Source organism: Mesorhizobium waimense (genome assembly GCF_003601975.1).
Classification (GTDB): Bacteria; Pseudomonadota; Alphaproteobacteria; order Rhizobiales; family Rhizobiaceae; genus Mesorhizobium; species Mesorhizobium waimense.
This window is the reverse complement of the sequence record NZ_QZWZ01000047.1, coordinates 19,441-43,938: the sequence shown is the minus strand read 5'-3', so window position 1 is coordinate 43,938 and position 24,498 is coordinate 19,441. Positions and strand designations below refer to the sequence as shown.

Annotated in this window: 27 protein-coding genes and 2 pseudogenes; 17 read left to right on the top strand and 12 right to left on the bottom strand. The window is 58.9% G+C overall.

Annotated elements, in window-relative coordinates:
• The 3 genes and pseudogenes from D3227_RS33195 to D3227_RS33185 form a co-directional block, all read left to right on the top strand.
• Positions 1 to 120, top strand: a pseudogene (locus tag D3227_RS33195) (IS5/IS1182 family transposase); the annotation flags it as partial.
• Between the two features lie 641 nt (positions 121 to 761).
• Positions 762 to 1,736, top strand: a complete 975-nt coding sequence (locus D3227_RS33190; RefSeq protein WP_120018387.1) for a hypothetical protein — start codon at positions 762 to 764, stop codon at positions 1,734 to 1,736.
• A gap of 734 nt (positions 1,737 to 2,470) precedes the next feature.
• Positions 2,471 to 3,009: pseudogene (locus D3227_RS33185) on the top strand (transposase); the annotation flags it as partial.
• On the opposite strand, the gene D3227_RS33180 reads toward D3227_RS33185, so the two are convergent.
• From D3227_RS33180 to D3227_RS41305, 4 genes are read right to left on the bottom strand one after another with little or no spacing between them, the layout of a single operon-like run.
• Positions 2,985 to 3,500: a hypothetical protein gene (locus D3227_RS33180; RefSeq protein WP_147377746.1), complete on the bottom strand. Its 516-nt coding sequence runs from the start codon at positions 3,498 to 3,500 to the stop codon at positions 2,985 to 2,987. The pseudogene D3227_RS33185 and the gene D3227_RS33180 sit on opposite strands and share 25 nt — an antisense overlap.
• Positions 3,490 to 3,897 carry a hypothetical protein gene (locus D3227_RS41310; protein ID WP_147377745.1) on the bottom strand — a complete coding sequence of 136 codons (408 nt, stop codon included), beginning with the start codon at positions 3,895 to 3,897 and terminating at the stop codon, positions 3,490 to 3,492. Before D3227_RS41310 ends, D3227_RS33180 begins: the two co-directional genes overlap by 11 nt.
• A complete protein-coding gene (locus D3227_RS33175) occupies positions 3,875 to 5,365 on the bottom strand; it encodes a DNA methyltransferase family protein (protein ID WP_120018385.1) in 1,491 nt (496 codons plus the stop codon). The genes D3227_RS41310 and D3227_RS33175 overlap by 23 nt, the downstream gene beginning before the upstream one ends.
• The gene (locus tag D3227_RS41305; protein WP_147377744.1) at positions 5,346 to 5,915 is read right to left on the bottom strand and encodes a hypothetical protein; all 570 of its coding nucleotides are present in this window, start codon (positions 5,913 to 5,915) and stop codon (positions 5,346 to 5,348) included. The genes D3227_RS33175 and D3227_RS41305 overlap by 20 nt, the downstream gene beginning before the upstream one ends.
• A gap of 213 nt (positions 5,916 to 6,128) precedes the next feature.
• On the opposite strand from D3227_RS41305, the gene D3227_RS33165 reads away from it, so the two are divergent.
• Both D3227_RS33165 and D3227_RS44155 read left to right on the top strand, forming a co-directional pair.
• On the top strand, positions 6,129 to 7,640 hold the full coding sequence (locus D3227_RS33165; protein WP_208646523.1) for an IS66 family transposase: 1,512 nt from the start codon (positions 6,129 to 6,131) through the stop codon (positions 7,638 to 7,640).
• Between the two features lie 560 nt (positions 7,641 to 8,200).
• The gene (locus D3227_RS44155; protein ID WP_342634035.1) at positions 8,201 to 8,380 is read left to right on the top strand and encodes a hypothetical protein; all 180 of its coding nucleotides are present in this window, start codon (positions 8,201 to 8,203) and stop codon (positions 8,378 to 8,380) included.
• 227 nt (positions 8,381 to 8,607) lie between these two features.
• Here D3227_RS44155 and D3227_RS43210 read toward each other — a convergent pair whose 3' ends face one another.
• Both D3227_RS43210 and D3227_RS41300 read right to left on the bottom strand, forming a co-directional pair.
• Positions 8,608 to 8,859, bottom strand: coding sequence for a DUF6074 family protein (locus D3227_RS43210; RefSeq protein WP_120018381.1), 252 nt, complete (start codon positions 8,857 to 8,859; stop codon positions 8,608 to 8,610).
• Positions 8,860 to 9,193: 334 nt separating this feature from the next.
• Complete coding sequence (locus D3227_RS41300) at positions 9,194 to 9,373, bottom strand: hypothetical protein (RefSeq protein ID WP_147377743.1); 180 nt, start codon at positions 9,371 to 9,373, stop codon at positions 9,194 to 9,196.
• 332 nt (positions 9,374 to 9,705) lie between these two features.
• Between D3227_RS41300 and queC the strand changes: the two genes are divergently transcribed.
• The 11 genes from queC to ubiM all read left to right on the top strand — a co-directional run bounded on the left by queC (position 9,706) and on the right by ubiM (position 19,142).
• Positions 9,706 to 10,404, top strand: a complete 699-nt coding sequence (gene queC, locus D3227_RS33145; RefSeq protein ID WP_120018380.1) for a 7-cyano-7-deazaguanine synthase QueC — start codon at positions 9,706 to 9,708, stop codon at positions 10,402 to 10,404.
• Entirely contained in the window at positions 10,404 to 10,760 is a 357-nt protein-coding gene (queD, locus tag D3227_RS33140) for a 6-carboxytetrahydropterin synthase QueD (protein WP_120018379.1), read from the top strand. The genes queC and queD overlap by 1 nt, the downstream gene beginning before the upstream one ends.
• Complete coding sequence (gene queE, locus D3227_RS33135) at positions 10,757 to 11,485, top strand: 7-carboxy-7-deazaguanine synthase QueE (protein ID WP_120018390.1); 729 nt, start codon at positions 10,757 to 10,759, stop codon at positions 11,483 to 11,485. Before queD ends, queE begins: the two co-directional genes overlap by 4 nt.
• 475 nt (positions 11,486 to 11,960) lie before the next feature.
• On the top strand, positions 11,961 to 12,089 hold the full coding sequence (locus D3227_RS43920; protein WP_281035006.1) for a hypothetical protein: 129 nt from the start codon (positions 11,961 to 11,963) through the stop codon (positions 12,087 to 12,089).
• A 513-nt stretch (positions 12,090 to 12,602) separates the two neighbouring features.
• Entirely contained in the window at positions 12,603 to 14,096 is a 1,494-nt protein-coding gene (locus D3227_RS33130) for an efflux transporter outer membrane subunit (RefSeq protein WP_120018378.1), read from the top strand.
• Complete coding sequence (locus D3227_RS41295; RefSeq protein ID WP_147377742.1) at positions 14,093 to 14,698, top strand: hypothetical protein; 606 nt, start codon at positions 14,093 to 14,095, stop codon at positions 14,696 to 14,698. The genes D3227_RS33130 and D3227_RS41295 overlap by 4 nt, the downstream gene beginning before the upstream one ends.
• Before the next feature lie 27 nt (positions 14,699 to 14,725).
• Positions 14,726 to 15,859, top strand: a complete 1,134-nt coding sequence (locus D3227_RS33115) for a M24 family metallopeptidase (RefSeq protein WP_120018375.1) — start codon at positions 14,726 to 14,728, stop codon at positions 15,857 to 15,859.
• A gap of 44 nt (positions 15,860 to 15,903) precedes the next feature.
• Positions 15,904 to 16,044 (top strand): hypothetical protein, encoded by a 141-nt coding sequence (locus D3227_RS41935; protein ID WP_167480959.1) that lies wholly within the window; start codon positions 15,904 to 15,906, stop codon positions 16,042 to 16,044.
• 613 nt (positions 16,045 to 16,657) lie between these two features.
• Positions 16,658 to 16,882 carry a cation:dicarboxylate symporter family transporter gene (locus D3227_RS43205; protein ID WP_342634034.1) on the top strand — a complete coding sequence of 75 codons (225 nt, stop codon included), beginning with the start codon at positions 16,658 to 16,660 and terminating at the stop codon, positions 16,880 to 16,882.
• Positions 16,883 to 17,143: 261 nt separating this feature from the next.
• Positions 17,144 to 17,854 carry a DsbA family protein gene (locus tag D3227_RS33105; RefSeq protein ID WP_120018374.1) on the top strand — a complete coding sequence of 237 codons (711 nt, stop codon included), beginning with the start codon at positions 17,144 to 17,146 and terminating at the stop codon, positions 17,852 to 17,854.
• A 106-nt stretch (positions 17,855 to 17,960) separates the two neighbouring features.
• Positions 17,961 to 19,142, top strand: a complete 1,182-nt coding sequence (gene ubiM / locus D3227_RS33100) for a 5-demethoxyubiquinol-8 5-hydroxylase UbiM (protein WP_120018373.1) — start codon at positions 17,961 to 17,963, stop codon at positions 19,140 to 19,142.
• Between the two features lie 266 nt (positions 19,143 to 19,408).
• On the opposite strand, the gene D3227_RS33095 is transcribed toward ubiM, so the two are convergent.
• From D3227_RS33095 to D3227_RS41290, 5 genes are all read right to left on the bottom strand, one after another.
• Positions 19,409 to 19,699, bottom strand: coding sequence for a hypothetical protein (locus D3227_RS33095; protein ID WP_120018372.1), 291 nt, complete (start codon positions 19,697 to 19,699; stop codon positions 19,409 to 19,411).
• Between the two features lie 158 nt (positions 19,700 to 19,857).
• Positions 19,858 to 20,151 carry a hypothetical protein gene (locus D3227_RS33090; RefSeq protein WP_120018371.1) on the bottom strand — a complete coding sequence of 98 codons (294 nt, stop codon included), beginning with the start codon at positions 20,149 to 20,151 and terminating at the stop codon, positions 19,858 to 19,860.
• Positions 20,152 to 20,310: 159 nt separating this feature from the next.
• On the bottom strand, positions 20,311 to 22,059 hold the full coding sequence (locus D3227_RS33085) for an ATP-binding protein (RefSeq protein ID WP_120018370.1): 1,749 nt from the start codon (positions 22,057 to 22,059) through the stop codon (positions 20,311 to 20,313).
• Positions 22,056 to 23,093 (bottom strand): SIR2 family protein, encoded by a 1,038-nt coding sequence (locus D3227_RS33080; RefSeq protein ID WP_120018369.1) that lies wholly within the window; start codon positions 23,091 to 23,093, stop codon positions 22,056 to 22,058. The genes D3227_RS33085 and D3227_RS33080 overlap by 4 nt, the downstream gene beginning before the upstream one ends.
• 112 nt (positions 23,094 to 23,205) lie before the next feature.
• The gene (locus D3227_RS41290) at positions 23,206 to 23,604 is read right to left on the bottom strand and encodes a hypothetical protein (RefSeq protein ID WP_147377741.1); all 399 of its coding nucleotides are present in this window, start codon (positions 23,602 to 23,604) and stop codon (positions 23,206 to 23,208) included.
• A gap of 31 nt (positions 23,605 to 23,635) precedes the next feature.
• Between D3227_RS41290 and D3227_RS43915 the strand changes: the two genes are divergently transcribed.
• Positions 23,636 to 23,770 carry a hypothetical protein gene (locus D3227_RS43915; RefSeq protein WP_281035005.1) on the top strand — a complete coding sequence of 45 codons (135 nt, stop codon included), beginning with the start codon at positions 23,636 to 23,638 and terminating at the stop codon, positions 23,768 to 23,770.
• Between the two features lie 121 nt (positions 23,771 to 23,891).
• Here D3227_RS43915 and D3227_RS33075 read toward each other — a convergent pair whose 3' ends face one another.
• On the bottom strand, positions 23,892 to 24,299 hold the full coding sequence (locus D3227_RS33075) for a DUF6538 domain-containing protein (protein ID WP_120018368.1): 408 nt from the start codon (positions 24,297 to 24,299) through the stop codon (positions 23,892 to 23,894).
• Between the last annotated feature and the right edge of the window lie 199 nt (positions 24,300 to 24,498).

Here is a 24,498-nt window from a genome sequence, read left to right as displayed (position 1 = left end):
GGCTGGATGACAAGATGGCGCCGCCTCGTGCGCGACTACGAGAAGCGCATCGACGTCTCTCACGCCATGATCCTTGTCGCTATGGGCGGCAATCTCATCCGCAGAAACGCTCATCCCTGAATTTCAAAACGGACTCTAAGCTGACTGGATCGATGAGTATCGGGATGGCCGGCGTCCGGCAGAGCCTGCGCGGCTGCGACTCCGTGGACCGTTAACGCAAGTATCTGGATGACGCTCACCCCTCCATTGCATCGGTTCCGTGCAATGTTTGGGATCGTCCGCCTCACTAATCGTGCCAAAGGACTAGAGCTTTCAGTTACAACGTGGTGAGCCACCCCATCTATGTCTGGTCTCCGACCTGCGTCGTAAACCCGACACTCGTCCTCGCTAGGCATGAAGCGCCGCTACCAACGGTTGTCGCGTGGACATTTATTGTCAGATGGGAGGTCGTTTCGGTTAGAGACCGGCAAATTCTCTAGGTCAGGCGGCGCGCAGGGGACGCGGTTAGATAGAATATTGCATGGCACGTGGTTTGCGTGCCGCTCGGGTTTCCCCTCCGCGGCCGTTTGCCTACCATTTTGCATAGCTGGCTTATTCGAAACGCCTCAACAATCTGAATGCAGCTAATACGGTGCGAGGTTTTGTGCATTGCACAAGAACTTGACGCGTGGTTAGCGTCCTTTCGGTGCGGGCATCGGGGTTTGGGTAATAATGACGAAGCGGTTAGAACCTCGCTTCGTTGAAAGTGCATGAGGACCCTGATGACCTTTACGAGCCCTGACAAATCCAGCCCTGCAAGCCTTGAGGCCGTCGCGCGAAACGGCAGCATGCTGCATCGCATTGCCGTACGCATTCCGACTTATTTGTCGGATATTCGCGAGAATCCTGCATGGCTGCCGATGTTCGTACTCGCCCGCACCATGCCGGCGCGCAGAATGCACTGGCGTGGTGCAAAGCCTGTTCAAGAGTCACAGAAAGCCCTGGACACGATGTTCATGGGTGTCAATCGACAGGACGTCGTCAACGCGCTGCGGTCGCAGGGGCTCTTTTCCGGGCTCGTCCTGCCGCCATTTATCCACCAGGAGATCGCAGCCTTCGCCCGGGGCACGCCTTGCTTTGGCAATTTCGATCGCCGTCTCGAATTCATGCCGATGGAGCATGCGGAAGCTGAGGCACGGTTCGGCCGTCCGTTGCTCAGCGGCCACTATTTCGAGCGCATTCTCGGTTGTAAGGCCGCACTCGCCATACAGAGCGATCCACTGCTCATGGATGTCGCTGCGCACTATCTCGGAGGCCAGGCGAAACTGATTACCACGCGCGTCTGGTGGAGCTTCCCCACCGAACAGGCCTCCGACGCCGACAAGAACCTCGCTTCGCTCGGCAAATACCACTTCGATCTCGATGACTGGCGGATGCTGAAGTTCTTCTTCTATCTGGTGCCAGTCGACGAAGGCACCGGCCCGCACGTCTATGTCCGCGGCAGCCATAACCGCCGGGCCTTCAAGCACCAGCTGACGCTTATTGTCGGCCATCCGGCCCAAGAGGTTCTGGACGTCTACGGCCAGCAGAGCCCCATTAAACTGACCGGCGAAGCCGGTCTCGGTTTCGTCGAGGATCCGTTCGGCTTCCATATGGGCACCGTGCCGGCGCGTAGGCCACGCTTGATGATGGAAGTCGGTTTCGGCGTGTCCCCGCCCTCGCGGCGACGCTTCCATGGCGAGCCGGTCATTCGCTGATTTCGAAAATTCCCGAAACAACCTTTCCCACCCGAGATAAGGGCAATGGCGCCATCTCCGGATGATCGGCCCAAAGCGTTCTGTGCAGGTCGGTTTCGAGCTGTCGCCATAGGCGCCGCCTGGCGACAGACAAACGCCTCGATCGCGTGTGCGAGTCGGTTGCCGTGCGGCGCTTTCGGCAACACGGCCCGATAGGCCTCCCGCAGCTGTCAGATCGACATGGCTCGAGTGCTTTACTTTGAGCTCAGCCTGGTCCGTTACGGAAGCAATCTTTCATCCCAGCGGAAAACTTCGCATCATGGGAATTGACAGCGGCGCAGCACCGCGCCGCGCATCCGAGGGCGCTACTGCGAGGAAATCGCGTTAGACCCTCGCTGCTCGGCTGGACGAACTCAATGGACACGGGATGAAGAGGTTTGCCGATTTGCTTGTACCTCAAGCCGGTTAGGGGATTGTGCTCCAGAACACCCTTCACCTAGCCCTGGCTATTCATCCAGGCCGCAGCCGTCGGACGGATGTATCCGGCGAAATCCACAATGGCCGCACAGAGTTCTGTTATTCGCCCCGACTGTCGATGCGTTCAAATTCCGATCTCCAACGAATTTGAAGCATGGATCGTTCCTACAGGGGACGGCCTCTTCCATGCTCTCACCACGTCTATCCAAAGGGGGGTGGCGAACAATGACTCTCTTGGCGTTCTATTGCGGTCTTATGTAGCAAAAGCACCAAGCTTAGGCGGTGTGGTACGCCCTGAGAACCGCGTAGAGGACCGCAAGGACCAGGAGAACCAGTCAGACCGCCGCCGCGTTGTCATCGCCCTGCGCGAGCGCGCTGGCCGCACCCTGACATTCATCCGCCATCGCGAAGCCGAATGCATCGAAATCGCCCGCGCTCGTATGCTGGCCGGCTCAAAGCTGTTCGCTGACGAGGCGAGCCATTGGGATGCGCTTGAAGCCGATTACGCTTCGACCCGTATCAATCCTTCGGAAAGCTACAGCGACGGCCACGGCAAGCATATGAACATGGTGGAAAGCTACTTCAGCCGCCTGCGCCGCATGGTCGTCGGCCAGCACCACCATGTCTCGCACAAGTACCTCTACCAGTACGCGAACCACGCCGCTTGGCTTGAGGATCACCGCCGCCGCTCAAACGGCGGCAATGCCTTCGCCATCCTTGGTGGCGGCTCAACCACCCCGTAAGCCGTGTGTGGGCCGGGTATTGCAGCGGGCCGTACGATAAGAGATTAGTTCAGATCAACTCGAATTGCATTTGATCGTCGGGCTCGGGGGTGACTTCTCGCTGCTCTTGGCAATAGCGCAACTTGATAATCGGTTCCTCTGCCAACTCCGCTCTCAGTCCTTCAACAGACGGTATATCAAGCACTTGGCAAAAAAGGTCATCAATGGCGATCCTCGTAGGGTCGATTGCCATATTTACAATTGTGCTCAACTCCCTGCCGGCGATCTTGTCATAAGCGCTGGCAATTGTGCGCAATTGATTGGCCGACAACGCAAGCACATCAAGGACCGGCATATTCTGGATGGTCGGTTTCTTAAATTGAATCCATGCGCCCCGCGTAGGCACCCGGTGTGCCAGCGATGTCAGTAGACCAAGTGTAGAGTTAAGCCACAAAATGAGCGCCTTTTCGGCAGCCTCGTTTTCCACCCTCAACCGCAATGGCCACCAGACATTCGACAAAGCAGGCTTTGTAAGGCGAATAGCTAAAGTTCTTTGGGTGTTAAGCCAAGACCGCTCAGCTATCATGACCGTCCCCGCGCTGCCATAGCACCGCAACATCTCGCAATGAACGCCCCTTGGCTGCGACTGGTCTCGGCGACAGCCATTTGTTCGGCGCCGCTCCGATCCTGCGAACCTCGTCGGCCGAATGCCCCCAAAATACAGGATACGGCGTGCGAGAGCTCGACAGCGTAAAACCATCGGCAATATCTCGCCGGTCGGGGCCAAGAATTCCTATTTCTTCAATCGTGCCGATCGGAAGCGAGATTGTCGCCTTGCGGCCTGGCATATAAAGCTGTCCTTGCCGCAACAGCCAAGCCGTGCGAACCAAGTTTGTCTGCGCAAAAGCGGAACCTATCCAAGGCGATGATCGCACCTCGCCCCACGGGATTTCGATAGCCTCACCGTATTTTTGTGATCCCACGACAATCTCGGAAACACCGTGTCGCGGTGAATCCGCCGTTCCGATAGGTGCGGGGGGCGCCGCGGGAGATTTTCTCCCCGACAGCAAGGGCGTGTGCGCTGGTGACCGGGTTTCGCCAAAGGTTGATGAATTGCGTTGGCTCATCAGCAACAGAGTCCAGGGTCTCAATTCGCCGATCGCGTTTTCTCGCGATGACCATCACTTCGCTAAGTTCGGTATTCTCCGAGAAATTCCATCGCTCCGGGTCATGGCTTGCTATGACCGTTTCCAAAATGTACCCGCGATTGATTAGCTCCCGCGTCCTTCCCCACGCTATGCCGGTCGTAAGGGCTGCCGGAAGAACTAAAGCAAGGCGCCCGCCATCCTTAATATGGCGGTCGCCGACGGCAGCAAACACACTTCCGAGCCCGGCTGTAGAAGACGCTGCCAAGTTCGTCGCTTTAAGGCGCTGGGCCAGCTCTGCCTGCATATGCCCGCGTTGATCAGGTACCGATCCGAAAAGAAGATTCCCGCCGACACTTCTTACGAACGGCGGATTCATGACGCACAAATCCAATGACGGAAGTGGCGCAACGGAGGGTACGTCTTCATCGGCAGCGCTTATCGCACTGCCGATTCCTGGGCTCATGAGATCCAACTGGGTCTCGATGGTACTGGCGGAAACGTAATCGATACTACCTAGGTAAACCTGCCCCGATTTCATTCGGCCCATTGGCAGAGAGTAGAGGTGCATTTTATGAAAGCACGTTTCCGGCGCCAGAAGCGCTAAAGTTGACGCCGTAAGATGAACGGCCGATGGAAGGACGTCGTAGCCGTAAAGCATTTCCTCAATTATTAGCTTATGCAATTCTGTTAGTGAGCCATTATCGATCGTCTCGCTTCGACTTGCTCTAAACTTTATGAAATTATCTGTCAAAGCTTGGCTCGCGGCCATAAGCAGCGTACCCGTACCGCAGGCCAAATCCGCTATCTTGAATTCGTTCAACGAAACAGGATTAGCCCAATCAACTTTGGGCCATCTGTCAATATCCAAAGTCAGCTTTAGTAATAAAGTTGCTGCTGGAACAGACGTGTAATAGGTGCCTAGATATTTTGCTTCAAGCAAGAGGAGATGATAAATCCTTCCCATTAGGTCGTGCCGTAGGGCAGCCTTCTTAGACACTATCTCTAGCGCTCGCTCGGCAAGATGCCGAACTGCTGAGTCGGTATCTGAATGCGACGGCAGCGACAGAATAATGTCACGTGCCACCTTGAAAATTGGCACGTAATTGATCTCATTTATTATCATGTTCCAGTGGGCAGCAGTCTTCCCAACAAAGTCCCGCTCTACGAGTAACGATCGTATCGGCTTTACCTTCTCTTCGAGGCCAGACAATTGCTCTTGGAAAATGAACGCGTTCGCCAGCATCAAGGCCGCGAGTTTCGCCGTGGTCTCGCGACGGCGTTGTTCAAACGGAAGCGTCGGCACTTGTCTTCCCCCCCACTCCCAAAACCTGAATGAGACGATCGCAAGCTCCGCGGTTGTTCATTAGCGCGCTTGCAACCTCCGAAAGGCCAACATTAAGCGTGTCAACTGCCTGTTGAAGAACATCGTCACGTACCAGAATGTCGTGCGCTCTCCGAAGTTCGGCCAAAATGTCATTCATCGAGCCGCTATGCCAGGCACCGTCGCCGGCTTCCGTTAGGACGGCGAATTCTAGGCTCGTTGAACTCAGAGCCTCACTTAGCTTGACGAACTCGACAGTTCGTATCTTGGCCGGGTAGACGACAGCGATTGCCAAATGGGCAATCCCCTGCTCAATCCTGCCGCGTGCATCCGAAAGCACGAGAAGACCAGCTTGCGGAGTATCAGCCACTTTGCCTTCGATTGCGCAGCGAAGCCCGCGATAGGACGCGATAACATCTGGTCGTGACCGGCCGCTATTCAGTATCGTCTCAGGATCGGCTTCTACGCCGCGCCTCCCCAGGCAGGTCGCAAGGACTGTATTTAGAACTTCTTCACGATGACGTTCGCCCATAAATATTGTGCCCCCGCAATTCAGGTATTAACGCGCCATTTACGGTTAAGGCTAGGTTAAAGAGTAACCGGGGCAAAACCGGTGGCGGACGCGGCGTTATGACTCGGGTGTATCGGGTTGGGGTGGGTGGCGGTTTGGCGGGCGGCGTGATTCCATCAGGCCATGGCGGAGCCACCAGATTCTCGAACGCTGACCCCTGCGGACCTGCTCGACATGATCCTGCAGTTGCGGGCCGAGGTCGCCGGGCTTCGCGCCGAGAATGCGGCTCTGAAGGATGAGATCCGGCGTCTGAAAGGTCTACCGCCGCGCCCGACGCTGAAGCCGAGCGGGATGGAGCAGTCGTCCAAGCGGAACTCACCTGCGGCAACGGGTCCGAAGCGACGTGGCTCGAGCCGGGCGGTCGTCACCGAAGAGCGCCGTCTTTGTTATGAGCCGCCACCGGGCTCGCGGTTTGTGGGGCGGACAAGCTTCGTGGTGCAGGATCTGACGATTGGGGTGCGGGTGGTCCGCTATCATCGGGACCGCTGGCGTTTGCCGGATGGCCGGATCGTCGTCGCTCCGCTGCCGGACGGGGTCGACGGGCACTTCGGTTTGGAGCTTCGGCGTCTGGTGCTGTCGCTTTATCACCAGGGTCAATCGACCGTGGAGCGGATCGTCGCGTTGCTGCGCGACTTCGGCGTGTCGATCTCCAAGCGCCAGGTCGTGCGGATCCTGACCAGCAAGATCGACGCCTTTGTCGCCGAAGCGAAGCAGGTTCTGACGGCCGGGCTCGCTTCGGCCGGTTGGGTCAGCGTCGACGACACCGGGGCCCGCCATGGCGCGGTCAATGGCGTGTGCACGCAAATCGGCAATGACCGGTTCGCCGTGTTCACGACCACCAAGTCGAAGAGCCGGCTGAACTTCCTGCGGCTCCTGCACGGCGGGTCGGCCCGGTGGGTCCTGAACGCCGCCTCACGCGCCTACATGCTGGAGCGCGGGCTGCCGGTGATCACGACGGATCTTCTGCATGCCGGGCGCGAGCCGTCCGGGTTCGAGGACGCGGCGTCATGGGACGCCCATCTGCTCGCCCATGGCCTGGAGCCCAAGGATGGCCCTCTGGACCCGTTCCGCATCGCCAGTGAAGGCGCGTTGTGGGGCGGTCTGACCGAGGCAAAGGCCCTCGACGGCACCGTCATCCTCAGTGATGGGGCGGGCCAGTTCGCAATCGGCGAGCACGCGCGGTGCTGGGTCCACATGGAGCGGCAGATCCATGCCCTCGATAGCTTCACCGACCCGCAGCGCCGCGCCAAGGCCCTGATCCAGAGCCGGATCTGGTGGCTCTACAACGACATCAAGGCGTGGTGTCTGGATCCCACGCCCCGAAGAGCCAGGGAACTGGCCCGGCGGTTCGACCGGATCGTCGGCATGAAGACCAGGTTCGTGACCCTCGACCGTCTGCTCGCGCGCATCCGGACCGACCGCCAAAGCTTCCTGAGGATCCTCCGACGCCCCGACATTCCGCTCCACACCAACGGCTCGGAGAACGATATCCGCAGCGTGGTGACCCGCCGCAAGATCAGCGGCGGAACCCACAGTGACCAGGGCCGTGCTGCCCGCGACACCATGCTCAGCATGATGAAGACCTGCAACAAGCTCGGTGTCAGCTTCTGGGATTATCTCGGCGATCGCCTCGGCATCCCTGGCAGCAAGATCCTACCGCTTCCCGTTCTCGTCGCCGCTCAGTGAACCCCAACAGCAGATCGACCCGCTCAAACGCCACCGGTTTTGCCCCGGTTACCTGGATTGTTAAAGATTGTTAAGTTATTGATTTATAACCGCAATTTTGGCGGTTTTGTACGGCGACTGTGCCAGTCATTTCACAGTCGGCCACATCCAAGCCGCCTTGCCCGCCATCCCTTGGCTGTCTTGATGCAGTCCATGAGCGGCTTTACAAGCGCGGCATCCCATCCCTTCGCCTGCACGATACGCGTTGCGGTTTCGCGGTTTGACGCGCTGCCGTCCGCTTTGTGCTTCAGTATCGGCCCGTAAAGCTCGCCCTTGCGGAACCGGTTCGGCTTCCGTCGCAGCGGCACGTTGTGGAGAAAGACCGTGCCTCACATTCATGCCAGACGGCTTTCCGCACAGGCGTCGTGCGGTGACGGTGGCGCTTGAGCCTCACCGGGTTGACCGTCTCCGCGGCCGGATCACCCGGCGCGGCGCGCTGGGACTTTTCGCTCTGCCCTTCACCGCAATGGCATCGCCATCCGCCGCGGCGAAACCACTGCGCATCGTGCCGGGATGACGGGTTGGCCGAGACCTTGCTCATGCTCGGTGTCAGCCCGATCGCCATTGCCGACCGTGACGTGTGGGAGACCTGGGTTGTCGAGCCATCGCTGCCGCCTGAGGTCGCCGATGTCGGCACGCTGCTCGAGCCCAATCTCGAATTGCAGCAGCAGCATGCGATTTGGGACGGGTCGCCCTTGTAGCCAAGGATCAGCAGCACCGCGTCTATATGCTGGAGATCATGCGCCAGGTCCGCACCCTTGAACCGGATCATGCCTGATATCTCGGCACGCTTGGCGACAAGGGTGTTGATGGCGTGCTCGTATCGGGCGGAGTGGACAGTCGGCGCCACTCTTGGCACCCCGGATTTTATGGGAACCCACCCTTTAGGTCGCGCGGGAAGTTGGTGCGTTTGCTACATAAGACCGTTCTATTGGGCAAACTTCGCAGCATTCCGGGTCGCTATATCGTCTATGACGGCATGAAGAAGCGTTCGAACCTCTTGTTCGGCGAGCCTGGGTGCAATTCCCGATTCGGACAGTTGAACGAGAATTGTTGTGGCGGTGCTGCGCCAGAACGCATTCGCATCCTCCCCGTTTTTGGATTCCAAGACCCGGGCGATCCCTTCGACCAATTTCCGCCGACGATGCAGCGGGAACACGCTTATGTTTGAATCACACATCGATCACCCCACCCCTTCAGTTTGGCGAATAAGCATTGGCGCGTTGAAAAATTTGGTTAACAGCGCCTTCTTTTATGGGTGGCCCTGCAATAAATTGACTTGGGCTTGGTTGGGTCCCCGCGAAGGATGCGGCGGCTTTCGCGAGTTCGACTTCCGTCCAGGAAGTCCATCAGTGATGATGAGCAGCAGGGAATAGGACAGGAAGCGCTATCGGCGAACAGGCTCTTGGACTTGATCAGAACCCAGGTGAACCGCCATATTCCAGCCTGGCTGCCGCGTTAACCTGGGCCAGTCGGTGGACGGGGCCGATCCGGCCGAAATCGAGCCATTCAATTTAATTTGTTGGGAGCGCCAGGTCGGGAGGAAATCTCCCAATTGCATCACGCGTCCCTGTTTTGTTGGAGAAGTCTATGAAGGTGCCGCTCATTCCCGACAACGTCGGCAATCTGAGCTGCGCGATGATCTCGAAATCACGGCCAATTTCGGCGGCGGTTTGCCGACCTTCAGACTTCAATAGATGGATCTCTTGGCCGCATTGAGGGCAAATTTTCACCGATAGAGTCGATGCTCTCGAACGCAAGCTGTAGGCGCTGAAAAGTCTCAATCGCCTCCTCAAATAAGGTGGCGGCCTTTGCCCTGCCAGTAGCCGCAGAGATGGCGCGAGGTCGGCCGTTTGATCAAAAACGATCCGCGCCTTCTTGCAGGTTCAGCTCCGCCCGATGGCGCACAGCGACACGTCGGCGCATGCAACTCGTCGCCTCATTCACAAAATGGAATCCCTGGAGTACTGGGGACCCACATAAAACTCCGGTCGCAGCCTACCCGGTCAAAACAAGGAACCCAACAATGAAGACTCTCGTCATCTGCTCCGGCGGATTGGATTCCGTTTCGCTTGCTCACAAGGTGGCAGCGGAGCACCAACTCGCCAGCCTGCTATCTTTCGATTATGGCCAACGGCACAGGAAGGAATTGGGCTTCGCCGCCCTTTGCGCGGATCGACTAAACGTGCTGCATCGGATCATCGATATCCGCGAAATCGGCCGCGGCCTTTCCGGCTCCGCCCTGACCGATAGTGTGGACGTGCCGGACGGGCACTACGCCGAAGACAGGATGAAGGTCACGGTGGTGCCGAACCGGAACGCCATCATGTTAGCTACCGCCTTTGGATTCGCGGCCGCGCAAGGGGCCGAAGCGGTGGCGACGGCCGTGCATGGTGGGGATCATTTCATCTATCCAGATTGCCGTCCGGCCTTCATTGATGCCTTCCAGATGATGCAAGACCGCGCCCTCGACGGCTACGCGAACATTCGCCTTCATGCGCCTTACGTGAATCTCACCAAGGCGGACATCGTTGAGGATGGAGCACGATACGGCACGCAATTTGCGGAGACCTGGTCCTGCTACAAGGGCGGTGAGCGTCACTGCGGGCGGTGCGGGACCTGCGTCGAGCGACGCGAAGCGTTCCATCTCGCGCGGCACCCTGACCCTACCAACTACGAGGATGGCGACTTCTGGCTCGAGGCGCTGCATAGGAGGAACGTGTAATGTTCCGCATCACCAAGGAATTCCACTTCTCAGCCTCGCATCAGCTGACCTCCTTGCCTCCCGACCACCAGTGCGCGCGCCTGCACGGACATAATTACATCGTCGAAGTAGAGCTTTCGGCGAAGGAACTGAACGAGCACGGGTTCGTGCGCGACTATCACGATTTGGCACTGCTCAAACGCTATATCGACCAGAGTTTCGACCACCGACATCTCAACGATGTGCTGGGACATGCGCAAGTCACGGCGGAATACCTGGCAAGACATTTTTATGAATGGTGCAAGGCACGCCTGCCGGAGACTTCGGCCGTGCGGGTGAGCGAAACACCGAAAACATGGGCGGAATGGCGGCCATGACGCATCCCGCAATCCGCGTCAGTGAGATTTTCGGGCCGACGATCCAGGGCGAAGGCGTGCTCATCGGTTTGCCTACGGTCTTCGTCAGAACCGGCGGGTGTGACTATCGCTGTTCCTGGTGCGACAGCCTGCATGCGGTGGACAATCAATACCGCCATGAATGGGAAATGATGTCCATTGACGCGGTCTGGCAGAGCGTGGTTGGGCTTTCCGGTGGCCGCCCGGTTATGGTGTCGCTGTCGGGCGGCAATCCGGCCATCCAGCCGCTCGGTGCGCTTATCGAACGGGGCCACCGGGAAGGATACCGTTTTGCGCTGGAAACCCAAGGTTCGGTGGTCAGGGACTGGTTTGCCGAGCTTGACGTACTGGTTCTGAGCCCAAAGCCGCCGTCAAGCGAAATGACGACCGATTGGGCCGCTTTCGAGGCATGCGTCCAGGCGGCAAACGAGAAGCCGCAAGTCGTGCTCAAGCTCGTTGTGTTCGACGAAAGCGACTACGCCTACGCGAAGGACGCCGCCGCGAGATTTCCACGATTGCCGATCTATCTGCAACCCGGCAATCACACGCCGCCACGCCCCGGAAATGGAGACTCCGCTGTCGACCTTGACGGAATAACGAAACGCATGGAGTGGCTGGTTGAAAGCGTGACCCGCGACAGGTGGTTCGAAGCCCGCGTGCTGCCGCAGTTGCACGTTATGCTCTGGGGTAACAAGAGAGGCGTCTAGCCTGCCCGCCTTTCACTGGAACTGCGCCTGCGGGTCTTAGGTTCGCGTTGGCCCACATTTGACGGCGCTGTTGTTTCTGGTATCAGCGCCAAGGGCGGACCACGCCGCAACGATGACCTTTCCCCGATTCGGATTGCTGGCGATATCGACAAGTGTCGGCCCTGTTGGTCGGTAAGCGCCCACCCGATTCCCTCCTGCCCAGCCTGGGCTGATCATGCGAAGACGTCTCCGCTTTGGAGGGAGGTGTCTGCATGGAGACCGACGGCAAAATGGACGTCCATTTGGACCCTCTTCAGCCGCGGCCGAGCGAAGACGTCTAACAGTGGAAGCCCACCCCAGGGGCGCTCAAGGCTGGCGGCTGCGCCTCGGACGTATGGAGGCTGACGCGGCAGCGGTGCCCATTTGCTTTGAGGCTCCTTAAGGATTGCGGCTGTTGAGGGTTGTGTTCGTCAAGTTCTGCAAAAAGGGGGCGGCCATGGCAATGTTCAACGTCACCGAACGCCACCATGATCATGACGGCAAGCATGAACGCAGCACCGCCGTCGAAAACATTCTGCTATCGAACCTGGAAAGACTGCATGTTGGTTGGCGCCCGATGGCGTGAGCGCCGCAATTGTCTCGCCATCCGCAATTGACAGAACTCGAGACGGCCCTGCGCCCCCACCAAAAGGCTGACGCAACACAATTATTTGAACGCGTGCGATTATTTGAACGCGTGCGATCCGTCGACGCCTCCTGCAGCTGGCGCGCTTCTTGCGGGTTTTCATCGCACGGCCCCAGGAAGTGCCCTGTCGACGATGCCGAGTTTGAAATTGCTCGACGAAAACCAAAGAAGGAGGTGGCATGAGACAGGTCGCGCCCGCCGGAGGAAGGACCAATTGCCGAGCTGATGATGGTCACGGGACCGTCACATCTTCTGTCTTCCAGCGGCATTATTTTGATTGGAAGAACCCAATAAGGAAAGACAAAACCCACCATGTGATTATCACCTGTCAGGGTGGGCGAGATCGCAGTGTGCCGCAGTTCGGGTGCGGCGCAACTTTTCAATGGCAAGGCGGCCAGACAGGAACACGGGCAAGACGCCAGCGACAGTCAATCAGCAACAAGGGCTTTTTATATGCAAAGTTTCGAACGCGGCTCGATTGCCGCGGGGCGGCTCATCGTGCCTATTTCCACCTTTGTCCTGCTGGCGGGATGTATCGTCGGCCCGGATTATCGGACGCCAATTTTGCCCACGCCGGCACACTGGAGCGGCCAAAACCCAACAAAGACCGCCTTACCGGCTCAATTGTCGAAATGGTGGCAGCGGCTGCGCGACCCCGAGCTGAACGCGCTTGTCGAGGAAGCGGTTGCCGGCAATCTCGAGGTCGCCTCCGCCAAAGCCAAGATACGCGAGGCTCACGCGAGCTATCGCCAAAGCGCAGCGACCTTGTTCCCGTCCGCCGACGGCTCCCTATCGGCCAACCGCGGCACGACTGCCGCGATCACGTCGGGATCTGGCGGCGATTCCTCTGGCGAGTTCCGGTCCGGTTTCGACGCCACATGGGAGCTGGATCTGTTCGGCGCCAACCACCGGAGCGTCGAGGCGGCCCGCTATGGACTGGACGCCGCCGAGGAAGAACTGCGCTCCAGGCTGCTGACCCTGATCGGTGATGTCGCCTCCAACTACGCTCAGGCGCGCGGCTATCAGGCGCGCATTCAACTCGCGCGCCGCTCAGTCGCCTCCCAAAAGCAGACCGTCGCCATCACCCGCACAAGGGCCAAGGCCGGCCTGGTGACAGCGGCCGAGGTGGCAAAAGCCAAGGCGCAGGCAAGCAGCACGGAGGCCGAGGTGCCGACGCTGGAGGCAAGCTATGCGGAGACGGTGCACCGTCTTGCCGTGCTCACCGGACGGTCGCCGGACGCGCTGAACGACAGGCTGAAGCGCGGCGCGCCGATCCCGGCGCCACGCCTGCCGGTGCCGACCGGCATTCCCGCCGACATCCTGCTCGCCCGCCCCGACGTGCGCATGGCGGAGCGGCAATATGCTCAGTACACCGCCAGGATCGGCCAGGCCGAGGCAGCCCGCTATCCAAGCGTCGGCCTGACTGGAAATATCGACACGTCGGCCCTCAAGCTTGGCGACCTCGGCAAGAACTCCACCATCGGCTTGTCTTTTGGGCCGAAGCTCAGCGTGCCGCTGTTCAACGCCGGCAAGCTGCAGGCCGCCGTCGACGTCGCCAAGGCCGAGCGCGACCAACATTTCATCGCCTACAAGGCATCCGTGCTGACGGCGCTCCAAGATGTGGAAAACGCCAGCGTCTCGCTGACACAGGAGCGCATCAGGAACGGCAAGCTTGCCTCGTCGGCGAAATCGGCCCGCGACGCCGCACGCCTGGTGCGGATACTCTACCAGTCCGGTGCGGCGAGCCTGCTCGACGTGCTGGACGCGGAGCGCTCGCTCGATACGGCCGAGGACACTCTCCTGCAAAGTCGCGTCTCGATCACCACCGACTACATCGCGCTCAACAAGGCGCTCGGCGGCGGCTGGGACGGGGCCATCGACAGCGCCAAGCCGGAGGGTGTCGACGCCAAAACCAGGCCACAGCCGGCGTCGAAGGCAACCCAATGACAAACGCGCAAGCCGAACTTCACACGTTCCGTTTTGCAGGGTTTCGAGGCAATGAGATCTTCCTACATCGTCGACCTTGCATCGGATTGGTCCGGCGCTTCTACGAAAAGCGCATCGACGCGCCGGCCGTCCTGGATCCTGCGATCGACCTTCCAACGCGGTCGGAGCCACCGCCGCCTGGCAATCATCCGCGACGACGCGGTTTCGGTGCAGCTCAGCAGGGTCGCGCGCTTCCACCACATCATGCCGCAAAAGGGAACGTTTCCATGTCCGCCAGCTGCTGTTCACGTCCGGTTGTGCACTATGATGAAGACGGGATCGCAGCGGCGTTCGACCGTTGCCCGGAGCAGACCGTGCCGCCGGTTGACTTGTTCGGCAAGGCGGGACGTCAACAGCTGGCCAGCCTCCGCCTCTCTGACATGGATCGCCTCAAGATCGACAGGGACTGGCGTTCATCGGCGACAGCCGCAGGTCGTAACCGCGCCAACTGTGCTCACTTCACTCCGTTCGTGACTGTGCAACGACTTAGTGCCTCGGCTTTTTCGAAATGTGCTGCCGTGAGTTCGATGAATTTCGATGTCGTGTTCGGCGGGGCCGATTAACCTGGAACAACAAGGAGACGGATTGTCATGGAGACAGGAATACTGGACGAATACGAACTGCGGCTCAATAAACTAAGACGCTTGATCGAGCACAAGGAGCTGGATGCTGCGCTGATAACCTCTACAGACAGCATCTTTTATCTGACCGGCTTCCGCTATCAGCCATTCGAGCGCCCATTTTTCCTCGTCGTACGCCCCGAGGGCGATCTCGTCTTTGTGACACCGCGGCTGGAGGCCGAGAACGTCGCGACGATCCCGCTGCAGCATCGCATCTTGGAATACACCGAGTACCCGGCGCCCGAAGGCGAAACATTTCTCGACGCGCTTGCACAGGTGATCGGGGAGCATGATGTGATCGCAGTGGAGCCTTCCATGCCTGCCGAACTCATGCGAGCACTCGAGCACTTTTTCCCGATGGTGGAGCCACTGGTGGAGCGCTTGCGACTGGTCAAGTCGCCCTACGAGATCAGTCGGATCGAACGGGCCGCGCGCTTTTGTGACCTCGGCCTGCGGATGGTGTTGGATGCAGCGCGTATCGGCACCTCCATACAAGGCGGGTATGACCGCATCCCGGAGCTTCGCAATGCCATCGTCGAGGGCGAGGGAAAATTCGACCAGCACACCAGCTCGATCTGGCTCGGTGTCTGGGCTGCACCCTTCAGCGCCCAGCCGCATCGCTTTCCCGAACCGACGGACATATTCGGCGAAGGTCCCAATGTCGGCTTGTCGTTTCTTCGGGTGAACGGCTATTCGGCGGAGACCGAGCGCACCTTCTTCCTGCACCGCACCTCGGGCGACCAAGCCGCGGTCTTCGCGACGATGCTCGCGGCCCGCAACATCGCATATGACATGCTTCGGCCCGGTGTCAGCGCCCACGAAGTCGATCATAAGGTCATGTCGTTCCTGCGTTCTGAAGGATTCGGCGGAAATCTGCTGCACCGGACCGGTCACGGTATCGGCATGGCCGGACACGAAGGACCGTGGCTTGCCGAGGGGAGCGACGACATCCTGCAGGAGAACATGTTGATCAGTGTCGAACCGGGCATCTACTGGCACGGCCAAGGTGGCTACCGCCATTCCGATACAGTTCTGATCACTGCGGACGGCTATCGGAAGCTGACCGATTTCCCATCTGACCTGGATTCGATGACTCTTGTCTGAGCGGACCCGTTGTCAGTCAGCCGGAGGGCGACAAATGCCACCTGATGGGTTCGCTGCAAGCACGACACTGGGCGCAGCGTGGTTATGTTCAACTTGTCAACGGGCAAGCCGCCAACCCCATCCACGATATTGCTGATGCTCGCCTTGCCCAAACCGTCAAGGCATTGAACGGCGGCGAGGTTTGAGACTTGTAGCCATCGGGCGATGCGTCTGAGGTAAAGGCCGCACCCGGTCGATCGCAGGATCGCCTCGCTGTTCATTCCGAAGTCCGCACCGGCACCGACTGCGCATCCGACGTAACTGTCCAGGCGGTGCGGCCAGTGCAACGATTGCGCGCCAGGTGCGCAACTTGGGCTATGTCGTAACGCGGTCGTCGACCCCGCCGCCTGCTCAGCACCCGACCATAGGGTGGCTGCAGAGACAATCGGTGCCAACCGCGGCGTTTGATATTCGATCACCCGGTATGATCAGACCGCCGGGCTACGGGCCCGGGGCATAGCCGTACCACGATATCGACCACGCCGATCGCAGCCACTAAGGCAAAGACGTCGCGTCGACGGCCTTCCAGCCGCTCCGCGAAGTTCAATTCCCGCAGTCGGCCTTTCGGTGCAGGGCACGCGCCAGCGGCGAGTGCACAAATGTGCCAGGATCGGTATGAGAGATCCCGCGCGTTTCGCGCGGCCGCTAGTCGGCACGAAGCTTGCAACGGCGTTGGTACGGCGTTCGACCGGAACGCCGTGATGGGAGAAGCCCCCAAAGGGAGGAACCCACCTCGATCCGCGCAGGGAGACAACTATCTTGAATCCGGCCAATTCGCAGCCCACGTCCCGCGCCCCGCAAGCTTGCTACGCCCGGCTTTACGCGCAGGTGCTTGCCGCCATCGCCCTTGGCGTCACCCTTGTTTGCTTCTATCCGCAGGTCGGCGAGAGCATGAAGCTGCTGGACGATGCCTTCATCAAGTTCGTCAAGATGGTCATCGTGCCTGTCATCTTTCTGACAATTCGACCGGCATCGCCGCTATGAACGATCTCCAGAAGGTCGGCCGGCGTGGCGAACGGCACTTGCGTCTGGCCAGCTCGCGCGAACGCTTCCCAGATATTGGGGTCGGCTCGTTGGCACGAAGCCGTCATGGACGCACCGCCAGATGGCACCGGCTCGATGGCTACGGGTTCCAGTTTCCCGTGCTGCGCGACCCGCTCGGCCGCCGATCCAAAGCGATGACCGCTTTGCGCCAAAAGGCCAGCCGTTGCTGCCGACCGTTCACCGCTGATTGGAGCCCGCCTCATGTTTAAGCAAAGTACCGCCCTCGTCGCCGCGATCGCTATTCTGGTCGCGCTGCTTCTTTCGGCGCTGGCGGCGCTAAAGCAATATCCAGATGACCTACGCCTGCTGGGAGACGATCGCCAGCTCGCATCGGAGCTGCGCATCCTCATTCTCAAGCGGCGCGACGTACTCCTCAAGGACCTCGCTTCGCCAATCGCCGGCAATCCCGAAGCCGATGTCGCTCTGGTCTCTTTCTTCGACTACAACTGTCCGCCTTGCCGGGCGGCAGGCCTCAATATCCAGCAAGCCATTAGGGGCGATGCCAATGTGAAGCTTGTGTTCAAGGAGTTCCCGGTCCTGGGATCGAATTCCGAATTCGCCGCGGTGGCGGCGCTCGCCTCCCGCCAACAGCGAAAGTATGAGGCGTTCCACCTCGCTCTTATGAATTTTCCCGGCGTGGTCAGCAAAAGAACCACCTTGATCATCGCAGGCCGCGTGGGCCTAGACGTTGAGCAGCTCAAGCGGGACATGGAGGATCCGGCGATCGCAGACGCCATCGCGCGCAATCGCGCGCTCGCCAGCGGTCTGCATATCACCGGCACGCCGGCGTTGGTGGTCGGCGACGAAGTGATCCCCGGGGTGGTCGACCTTGTCAGGCTGCAACGCGCCATTGCAGATGCGCGCGCAACGGCCAAGGCTCAGCCTACCACATCCGCAGACTTGCCATTTTGACCAAAAGGCTGGGGCGGGCATTGGAAAAGCAGCTCAATCGAGCCGCGCTTGCGGCTCTCCCCAGGCAGTATCTCGCCGGGACGGCCGACGCGATGGCGGCACGCTGATGGCTGGCTCCCACGAGACATTTGACATCGTCGTCATCGGAGCCGGGCCGGTCGGGCTTTCCTTCGCCACATCGCTTGCCCGGAGCCAACTCAAGGTGGCCGTCGTCGAAAAGCAGCCCCTGGAAAGGCTGGCCAATCCGGCTTTCGACGGTCGCGAGATCGCGCTGACCAACGCTTCGATTGCAATCCTTCGCGAGCTCGGCGCCTGGGATGCCATCCCCGCTTCGGACAAATCACCCCTTCAAGGCGCGCGCGTGCTCAATGGATCGAGCCCCTTCACGCTGCGCTTCGATTCGCCCAGCCGATCTCGCGAGCCGCTCGGGGTTCTGGTGCCAAATTGTCGGATCCGCGACGCCCTGTTCAAGATCATACGCTTGCAGGATCATGCCCAGCTGCTGTGCGGCCACGCGGTCGTCCATGCAACAAACAGCCACGAAGGTGCGGTCATAACGCTCTCTGACGGCAGGCAATTGACCGCTCGGCTTCTCGTTGCAGCGGATTCGCGTTTGTCCCCCACGCGCGACCTGCTCGGCATCGGCGCCGATATCAATCAGCTCGGCAAATCGATGCTGATTTGCCGGGTGAGGCACGAGCGCCTCCATCACCAGATCGCAGTCGAATGGTTCGATCACCGTCAGACGATAGCGATGTTGCCGCTCACCCAAGGCGTGTCGTCGCTGCTTCTCACCTTGCCCTCAAACCAGGCCGACAGACTGATTGCTTTCGACGACGATTTGTTCCTGAAGGAATTGACGGACCGGTGTCGAGGGCGCCTCGGAAAAATGAGCCTGGCAAGCACCCGCCACAGCTATGCGCTGGTCACGACGTGGGCGCACAAGTTCTGCGCTCCAAGCGCCGCACTTGTTGGCGATGCCGCCATCGGCATGCACCCAGTGACCGCGCATGGCTTCAACATCGGCCTCAGCGGGCAGAAGCAACTCGCAAATGGAATCCTGACAGCATGTCGCGACCGTCGCGACATTGCCGATCCCGATTTGCTTCACAAATACGAAAGCTGCCTGCGCCTATCGGCGGCACCGATCTATCATGCCACGAATATCCTTATCGGACTATACTCAGGCGAGCACCCAGCGGCACGGGTTGCAAGACATGTCGGGCTTCGCTTTGCCCAGTATCTCCCCTTCGTCCGCCATGGCATTTCCGCCATGCTCACGCGGTAAGATCACACCGAGATTCGTAAAGCATATCGCAGCTGCCAGTGATGGCTGCCAGTGAGCGCTCATTTTCGAGCAGACCCTTGGTACCCCCGTTCGCGGTTACGAGGGTCGTTTCGCTGGCCAAACCACGACCAAGAAGGGATGAAGGCTCGACAGTCCCGTTCTGCCGGATAAACGGCGGAACTCCGCTCAAACGCCCCTGCGAGCCTTGGGAATCAAGGGTTTCAGCCGCCGCTGAAGGCGCTCTGTGTACCAGTGTTGTGGCTCATTCACAAGGGTCGGAAAGCCGTTAGCCGCGCTTGCACCCGATCAATCATGGCTTGCATCAGGTCGGCGGAGTCCCTGGCCTCCTTCGCGATGTCGAACCTTCCCACACCCTCCGCAGCGGCCATCACTTCCATCAGCTTACGACCGACCTCCGCCCCGGCGGCCTCCAACTCATCCAGAGTCCAAGCCGGATCGGGGAAGAGTAAGGCCACCGTGGCAAGAGAAGACCCCCTCTCCTGCAGGCGCTTGAGGGTTCTGGGCAGGTCTTTGATCGGCGCTGCAAGTTTCCTCATTCCCGTTCTCCGGTTGTTTGCCTGCCTTATGGACCAGGTCTCGGCTGCGGGAGAAAGGGCGGCATTCTCGGCAAAAATGCCGAGCCCGTCCTTGGTTCGCTTGCCTACGGCAACTAGGCGGCGCGAGCGCCAGCTCTGGTTTGCCCCTTCATTGATGACTAGGCAGATGTCTTCCGCTTGCGCTTCGGCATCTGCGCTCTCGCTTTCAAGGACATGTCGCGCACCACCTTCGCGGACTTGAGGGCCTTGGCGGAAATCTCGGGCCGTCCGGCCGCGTTGGCAGCTTCGACAAGCTGGATGAGCTCATAGCCAACCTTCATCGCCTCGGCTTCCTGCTTCTTCGGCGTGAAGGTTGCGGCCGGGAAAAAGGACGCGAACTTAAGTTCGCTGGCCCTGTCGCTCAATCGTTTCAGAGCGGCGGCGAATTCGTCTGTCTGCTTGGTCTGGTCCATCGATGCAATGTTCTCCTTCTCGTATCCCTATGCATGATGCCCTTCAAGAACGGTAAATGGACACGCGGAAATTGGGGGTCCTTACATGGCGGTGCGATTGCGTTCACTACCTGCGCCTCTATGGTTGCCGGACGCGGAGGTGGGAGTGTTACCCCAAGTTCATTCTCTGCGTGATTGGCTACGTAGGCATTCCACCGCTGCTGTTATCGCAGCGACATCTGGCCTCACCGAGCCCCATTCGGTCCAGAAATCGCGCGTCGCGCTGTCCGGCCTGATCTTTGGAACATCAAGCCGAATTCGGGTGGGTAACAGTACTGCGTCCCCGAGCAAAAGCGCCTCCCCTACGTCAAGCAAGGGAAGGATGCTCGTGAGGCCAGCTAACGAATCCGGCATGAGACGCTTGATCACACCTTGGTCAGTCTCATTGGTAAGCCGCAACGCAAGAAAATTGTTGCACTGACTGAGGATCGTTCGACTTACGTCCGAGGGTCGCTGGCTCACCACCAGCAGAGAGAAGCCGTACTTTCGTCCCTCCTTTGCGATGCGCTCGAAAGAACCCAGCGCCTGCCGTTGCACGGCATCGGCATCGTCGCGAACAGGAAGGTACAGATGCGCCTCGTCGCAAAGCAGGGTGACTGGTGTGCGCGCTTTCCCACCCATCCAGAACTGGACATCATACAGGAGCCGAGCGAGCGTGCCAGTTACGACAGGTAGCACATCCGCAGGTACCTCCGAAAAGTCGATGATCTTGATTCCAGATCCATCTCCGGCACTCAGAAGCTTCAGCGCCTGTTTTGCAAGCCAGTCGTAACTAGAGGCTGCTTCTGAGGGCGCGAACATGAATCCGTAGCGTCGATCATCTAATTTGGCTTCCAGACGTGAAAGGAAGCGGGTCAGCTTATCCTCCCATTCACCCTTAATAGGACCCGTCTTGCCCATTCCCTTGGTGCTGTTGTCAGCATCTAATAATCCGAACAATTCTCTTACGTTGTATGGGATAGGCGAATCCACGGTGAAAGTTTTCTTCACGCTGGCTTTGCCCTCGTTATCCAACGTTCGCCCTTTCAGATTGCGAACGTGTAGCGTGAAGCGTGAAGCCTGATTTGGCGCATTCTGATCGCTGCGATCGAGGATCATCGACAACATTTCGTCGCGGTTGAGCAGCCAGTACGGAAGAAACAGGACATCATCCCCGGGTTTCTCAAGATCGCCTGGACCAGCGATGCGGAAACGCTCGGCGAATCCGCCAGCGGCTTTGTCCGCTAAAGGTGCGTATTCCCCATGCATGTCGAATACGATGATATTTGGGAATTTGAGCTTGGCTGCGCGTTCAAGGATCAGTGCGACGGCCCAACTCTTTCCTGACCCTGTACTGCCGAGGATTGCGGCATGGCGCTGGAAAAACTTGTCGCCGCTGGCAATGGCATCGGCCGAACGATCAGCAACGAAGACACCTAGCTTTAGCCGTTCGTCTTCGGAGAATCCCGCACCCAAGATTCCCATAAACCTTTGTAGGTTTAGGCTTTCGATCACGTAGCATTCACGATCAATCTGCGGGAAGCTGTCGGCACCTCGTTTGAATGTATTTATCTTCGCCCCTTCGACAGTTCGGAATGTGCCTATAAGGACACCTTGCAGAATGTCGGTCGGCACTGCGGCGAGAAGTGCGCCAGTCTCGTCGTCACTGCCCTGCGCAGGCAGTTCCTCGCGCATGCTGCGCGTAACCCGCTCTGTCATCGCAATCAGGTACTCCCTCTCAGTCGCCCCCCGAATGGCAACGAGTTGGCCTATGCCAATGCGGGTGAGCAGGACCGAATTGGTGACATCGACTGCAACACGGCTGGTATCGACGGAGGCGACACGCCCAATTCGGTCGCCATCGGAAAACTGCAATGCGGCTTCGGTCATGGTTCAAGCACCTCAGAAATGAAGGAGTTCAGTTCCCAAAGGGCGAGGTCCGGTACTTGCATTTCCGCCCTATCCACAAACACCGATGAACCTTGACTGCCTCCGACGACGGCGTGCTGAATCGCTACTACGTTCGGACACTCTTCAACGAGTTTCATCGCGTTGGGAGACAACCCGCGCGTCAGCAACAGCGTCGGAACACCGCTGCGAATACGAGGCGTGAGGTGAGTTTCGAGGTGATCGTCGTTGAACCCGTAGCCAATGATCAGAAAACGGCTCGCGCGATCGATTGCAGAATTCGCCCTCTCTCGATGCCGATCAAAAGGGCTCTCGTAGCCATTGCGGAACTTATTCAATCCAGGAGTTATGATCAGACGTGGCGATGTCAAATCGCCAGCATAGCGCACTGGCCGACCGTCTCGATGGTACCAATCGAGACTGCCATGCGGCTTAAACACATTCACCCGCTGGCGGTATCTCCATTGAACCTGCTTTCCGCGGAGGGTCACTTCGCGACAAAAGCCGAGACGACTTTCATGTTCATTGAGGATGCCTGCAAACTGGCCGACAAACATCGTATCCACGCCAAGTCCTGCTTCTTCGGCGGCAATCTCGATCAATCGGTCGTAATTCGTGGTTATGATTGGTGCGCCGCTATCCGGCTTAAGGAGATGCGCCAACAGTCGCGTGAACCGCAGCGTTCTGGTCTTTGCAAAGACCTCCTCGACGATTTCGCGCTCCCGATTTGCGATAAACTGCCCCGTCCGCGCAACGATTGCCGTTTCCAGTGCTGGAGTTGGGGCCACTTCCAATAAAGCGGCCTCCAGTCCCTTGTCAGCGATGAGTGGGCTAAGAACCGCCCATTGTTCTGCATCGAAGGGGGTGAGATCGTCTACTATTACAGCCTGAAGATGTTGCGCGATTTCGGCCATGCCTGGCAGACCCTCAGCGCAAGACAAGCCTGACCCGACGATGGTCACAAGCCCATCGCTGAAATGCCGCTGCAACAGCGACTTTAGGTCGTGCAGATTCAAGATCTCCCCCCGAGATACTTGTTAAACTTGACTTGGGCTCTACACCCCCCTCATCGATAAGGAAACGCCATAGCCAGCTTTTCCAAGGGTAAATTGGGTACTGTCCGATACTTTATTTCTTGAGAAATCCAACGATTTTTGCCGAGCTAATGTGACGCTCGGAACTATCAAGGCCTGTCCTATAACCATGAATACGTGTGGCTGAAGCAGGATAACGAGGCTTTATGTTTTTCAAAAATGGATCTTCGGTCAGCTCACGACGGATTGACGCGACATCTTCAAACGACAGACCGAGTGCAGGTCCAACAATGGCATCGATCTCGTCTACGACTATTTCAATTGGAGCTTCCAAATCCTCCGCATGATGCTGTTGGACTATCGCAGTGAATGCAGCCGCATACTCAATATCAGCAGGTGGCGGCGGGAACGGCAGCATTCCCTCGGAGCCGACAGCAGCCCGCGCGAGAATGATGACGGGGAGCTGAAATCTCGGCCATGGAATGATCGGCAAAACCGGAGGATTCAAAAACCGGAGGGACGATATGGCCGATGATCTTTCTCAGAAGTTGGAACTGGCGCGGGCGATTTGGAAAAGGAAATTTCTGACGCGCTTCCTCCTCCGGGAACAACAAGCGGTAAGGAAATTCCTGCGTCGCTTCGCCAACGGAAAATCCTGAAGCTGACTCCGGAATGGACGAGGCGAGGCGACGAGTTGTTGATGCCGCCCGCTCCGGACGAACCTGTTGTCGCGACCTCGACGGACCCTGACGACGACAAGCCAATCGGGCCGACAAAACGCTAAACCGTCCCTGCAACACTTGGCCGTTTATCGGGTAAGGGAATCATCCGCACTGAGCCCCGTCGCAACGCGGCTTGGTCCAGCATGAGCGCCAAGCTGCGGCCGGGCATGCGCGATGGGTTGTCCCCATGCTCCTTGACCATGGCATCGTAGATTTCTCCCGCGAGGCCAGCAGCCTGCCTTTCGCTAAGGCTGCGGGGGCCTGCGGAAAGCTCCCGCCAACGCTGCTGCACTTCAAGACAAACGCGGGCGAACTCGATCCTGGCCTGTTCAGGGTCGCGCGTTCGGAGGGAAATCCTCTCCTCCGTCTTTCCGACCAGCGGCTTCAGCCGCTCGGGAACGCGCTTGCGATACCAGTAGATACCGGAGTCCGGATGTGGCCAAGGATGATTCATGCGAAGGACCATGTGTACCGCTCCTGTGTACTAGTGGAGCGGTTGAAAAGTCCTTACAACGCAAGACGTTGAGCGATTTCAATGGCTTGGAATGGTGCTGCGAGAGAGGATTAAACTCTGACAATCCTGACCACAGACAAGTAGCGTCGTCGCTTATGGAGTTGGCCCGGCTCGTTCTCGACTATAGCGTGCCCGCCGCAATCGTTGCGGT

Coding starts and splice junctions, on each gene's coding strand:
- D3227_RS33190 (WP_120018387.1), top strand. CDS start 762: ATGACCTTTACGAGCCCTGACAAATCCAGCCCTGCAAGCCTTGAGGCC.
- D3227_RS33180 (WP_147377746.1), bottom strand. CDS start 3,500: ATGATAGCTGAGCGGTCTTGGCTTAACACCCAAAGAACTTTAGCTATT.
- D3227_RS41305 (WP_147377744.1), bottom strand. CDS start 5,915: ATGGGCGAACGTCATCGTGAAGAAGTTCTAAATACAGTCCTTGCGACC.
- D3227_RS33165 (WP_208646523.1), top strand. CDS start 6,129: ATGATCCTGCAGTTGCGGGCCGAGGTCGCCGGGCTTCGCGCCGAGAAT.
- D3227_RS43210 (WP_120018381.1), bottom strand. CDS start 8,859: ATGTGTGATTCAAACATAAGCGTGTTCCCGCTGCATCGTCGGCGGAAA.
- queC (WP_120018380.1), top strand. CDS start 9,706: ATGAAGACTCTCGTCATCTGCTCCGGCGGATTGGATTCCGTTTCGCTT.
- queD (WP_120018379.1), top strand. CDS start 10,404: ATGTTCCGCATCACCAAGGAATTCCACTTCTCAGCCTCGCATCAGCTG.
- queE (WP_120018390.1), top strand. CDS start 10,757: ATGACGCATCCCGCAATCCGCGTCAGTGAGATTTTCGGGCCGACGATC.
- D3227_RS43920 (WP_281035006.1), top strand. CDS start 11,961: ATGGCAATGTTCAACGTCACCGAACGCCACCATGATCATGACGGCAAG.
- D3227_RS33130 (WP_120018378.1), top strand. CDS start 12,603: ATGCAAAGTTTCGAACGCGGCTCGATTGCCGCGGGGCGGCTCATCGTG.
- D3227_RS41295 (WP_147377742.1), top strand. CDS start 14,093: ATGACAAACGCGCAAGCCGAACTTCACACGTTCCGTTTTGCAGGGTTT.
- D3227_RS33115 (WP_120018375.1), top strand. CDS start 14,726: ATGGAGACAGGAATACTGGACGAATACGAACTGCGGCTCAATAAACTA.
- D3227_RS41935 (WP_167480959.1), top strand. CDS start 15,904: ATGGGTTCGCTGCAAGCACGACACTGGGCGCAGCGTGGTTATGTTCAA.
- D3227_RS33105 (WP_120018374.1), top strand. CDS start 17,144: ATGTTTAAGCAAAGTACCGCCCTCGTCGCCGCGATCGCTATTCTGGTC.
- ubiM (WP_120018373.1), top strand. CDS start 17,961: ATGGCTGGCTCCCACGAGACATTTGACATCGTCGTCATCGGAGCCGGG.
- D3227_RS33095 (WP_120018372.1), bottom strand. CDS start 19,699: ATGAGGAAACTTGCAGCGCCGATCAAAGACCTGCCCAGAACCCTCAAG.
- D3227_RS33090 (WP_120018371.1), bottom strand. CDS start 20,151: ATGGACCAGACCAAGCAGACAGACGAATTCGCCGCCGCTCTGAAACGA.
- D3227_RS33085 (WP_120018370.1), bottom strand. CDS start 22,059: ATGACCGAAGCCGCATTGCAGTTTTCCGATGGCGACCGAATTGGGCGT.
- D3227_RS43915 (WP_281035005.1), top strand. CDS start 23,636: ATGGCCGATGATCTTTCTCAGAAGTTGGAACTGGCGCGGGCGATTTGG.
- D3227_RS33075 (WP_120018368.1), bottom strand. CDS start 24,299: ATGGTCCTTCGCATGAATCATCCTTGGCCACATCCGGACTCCGGTATC.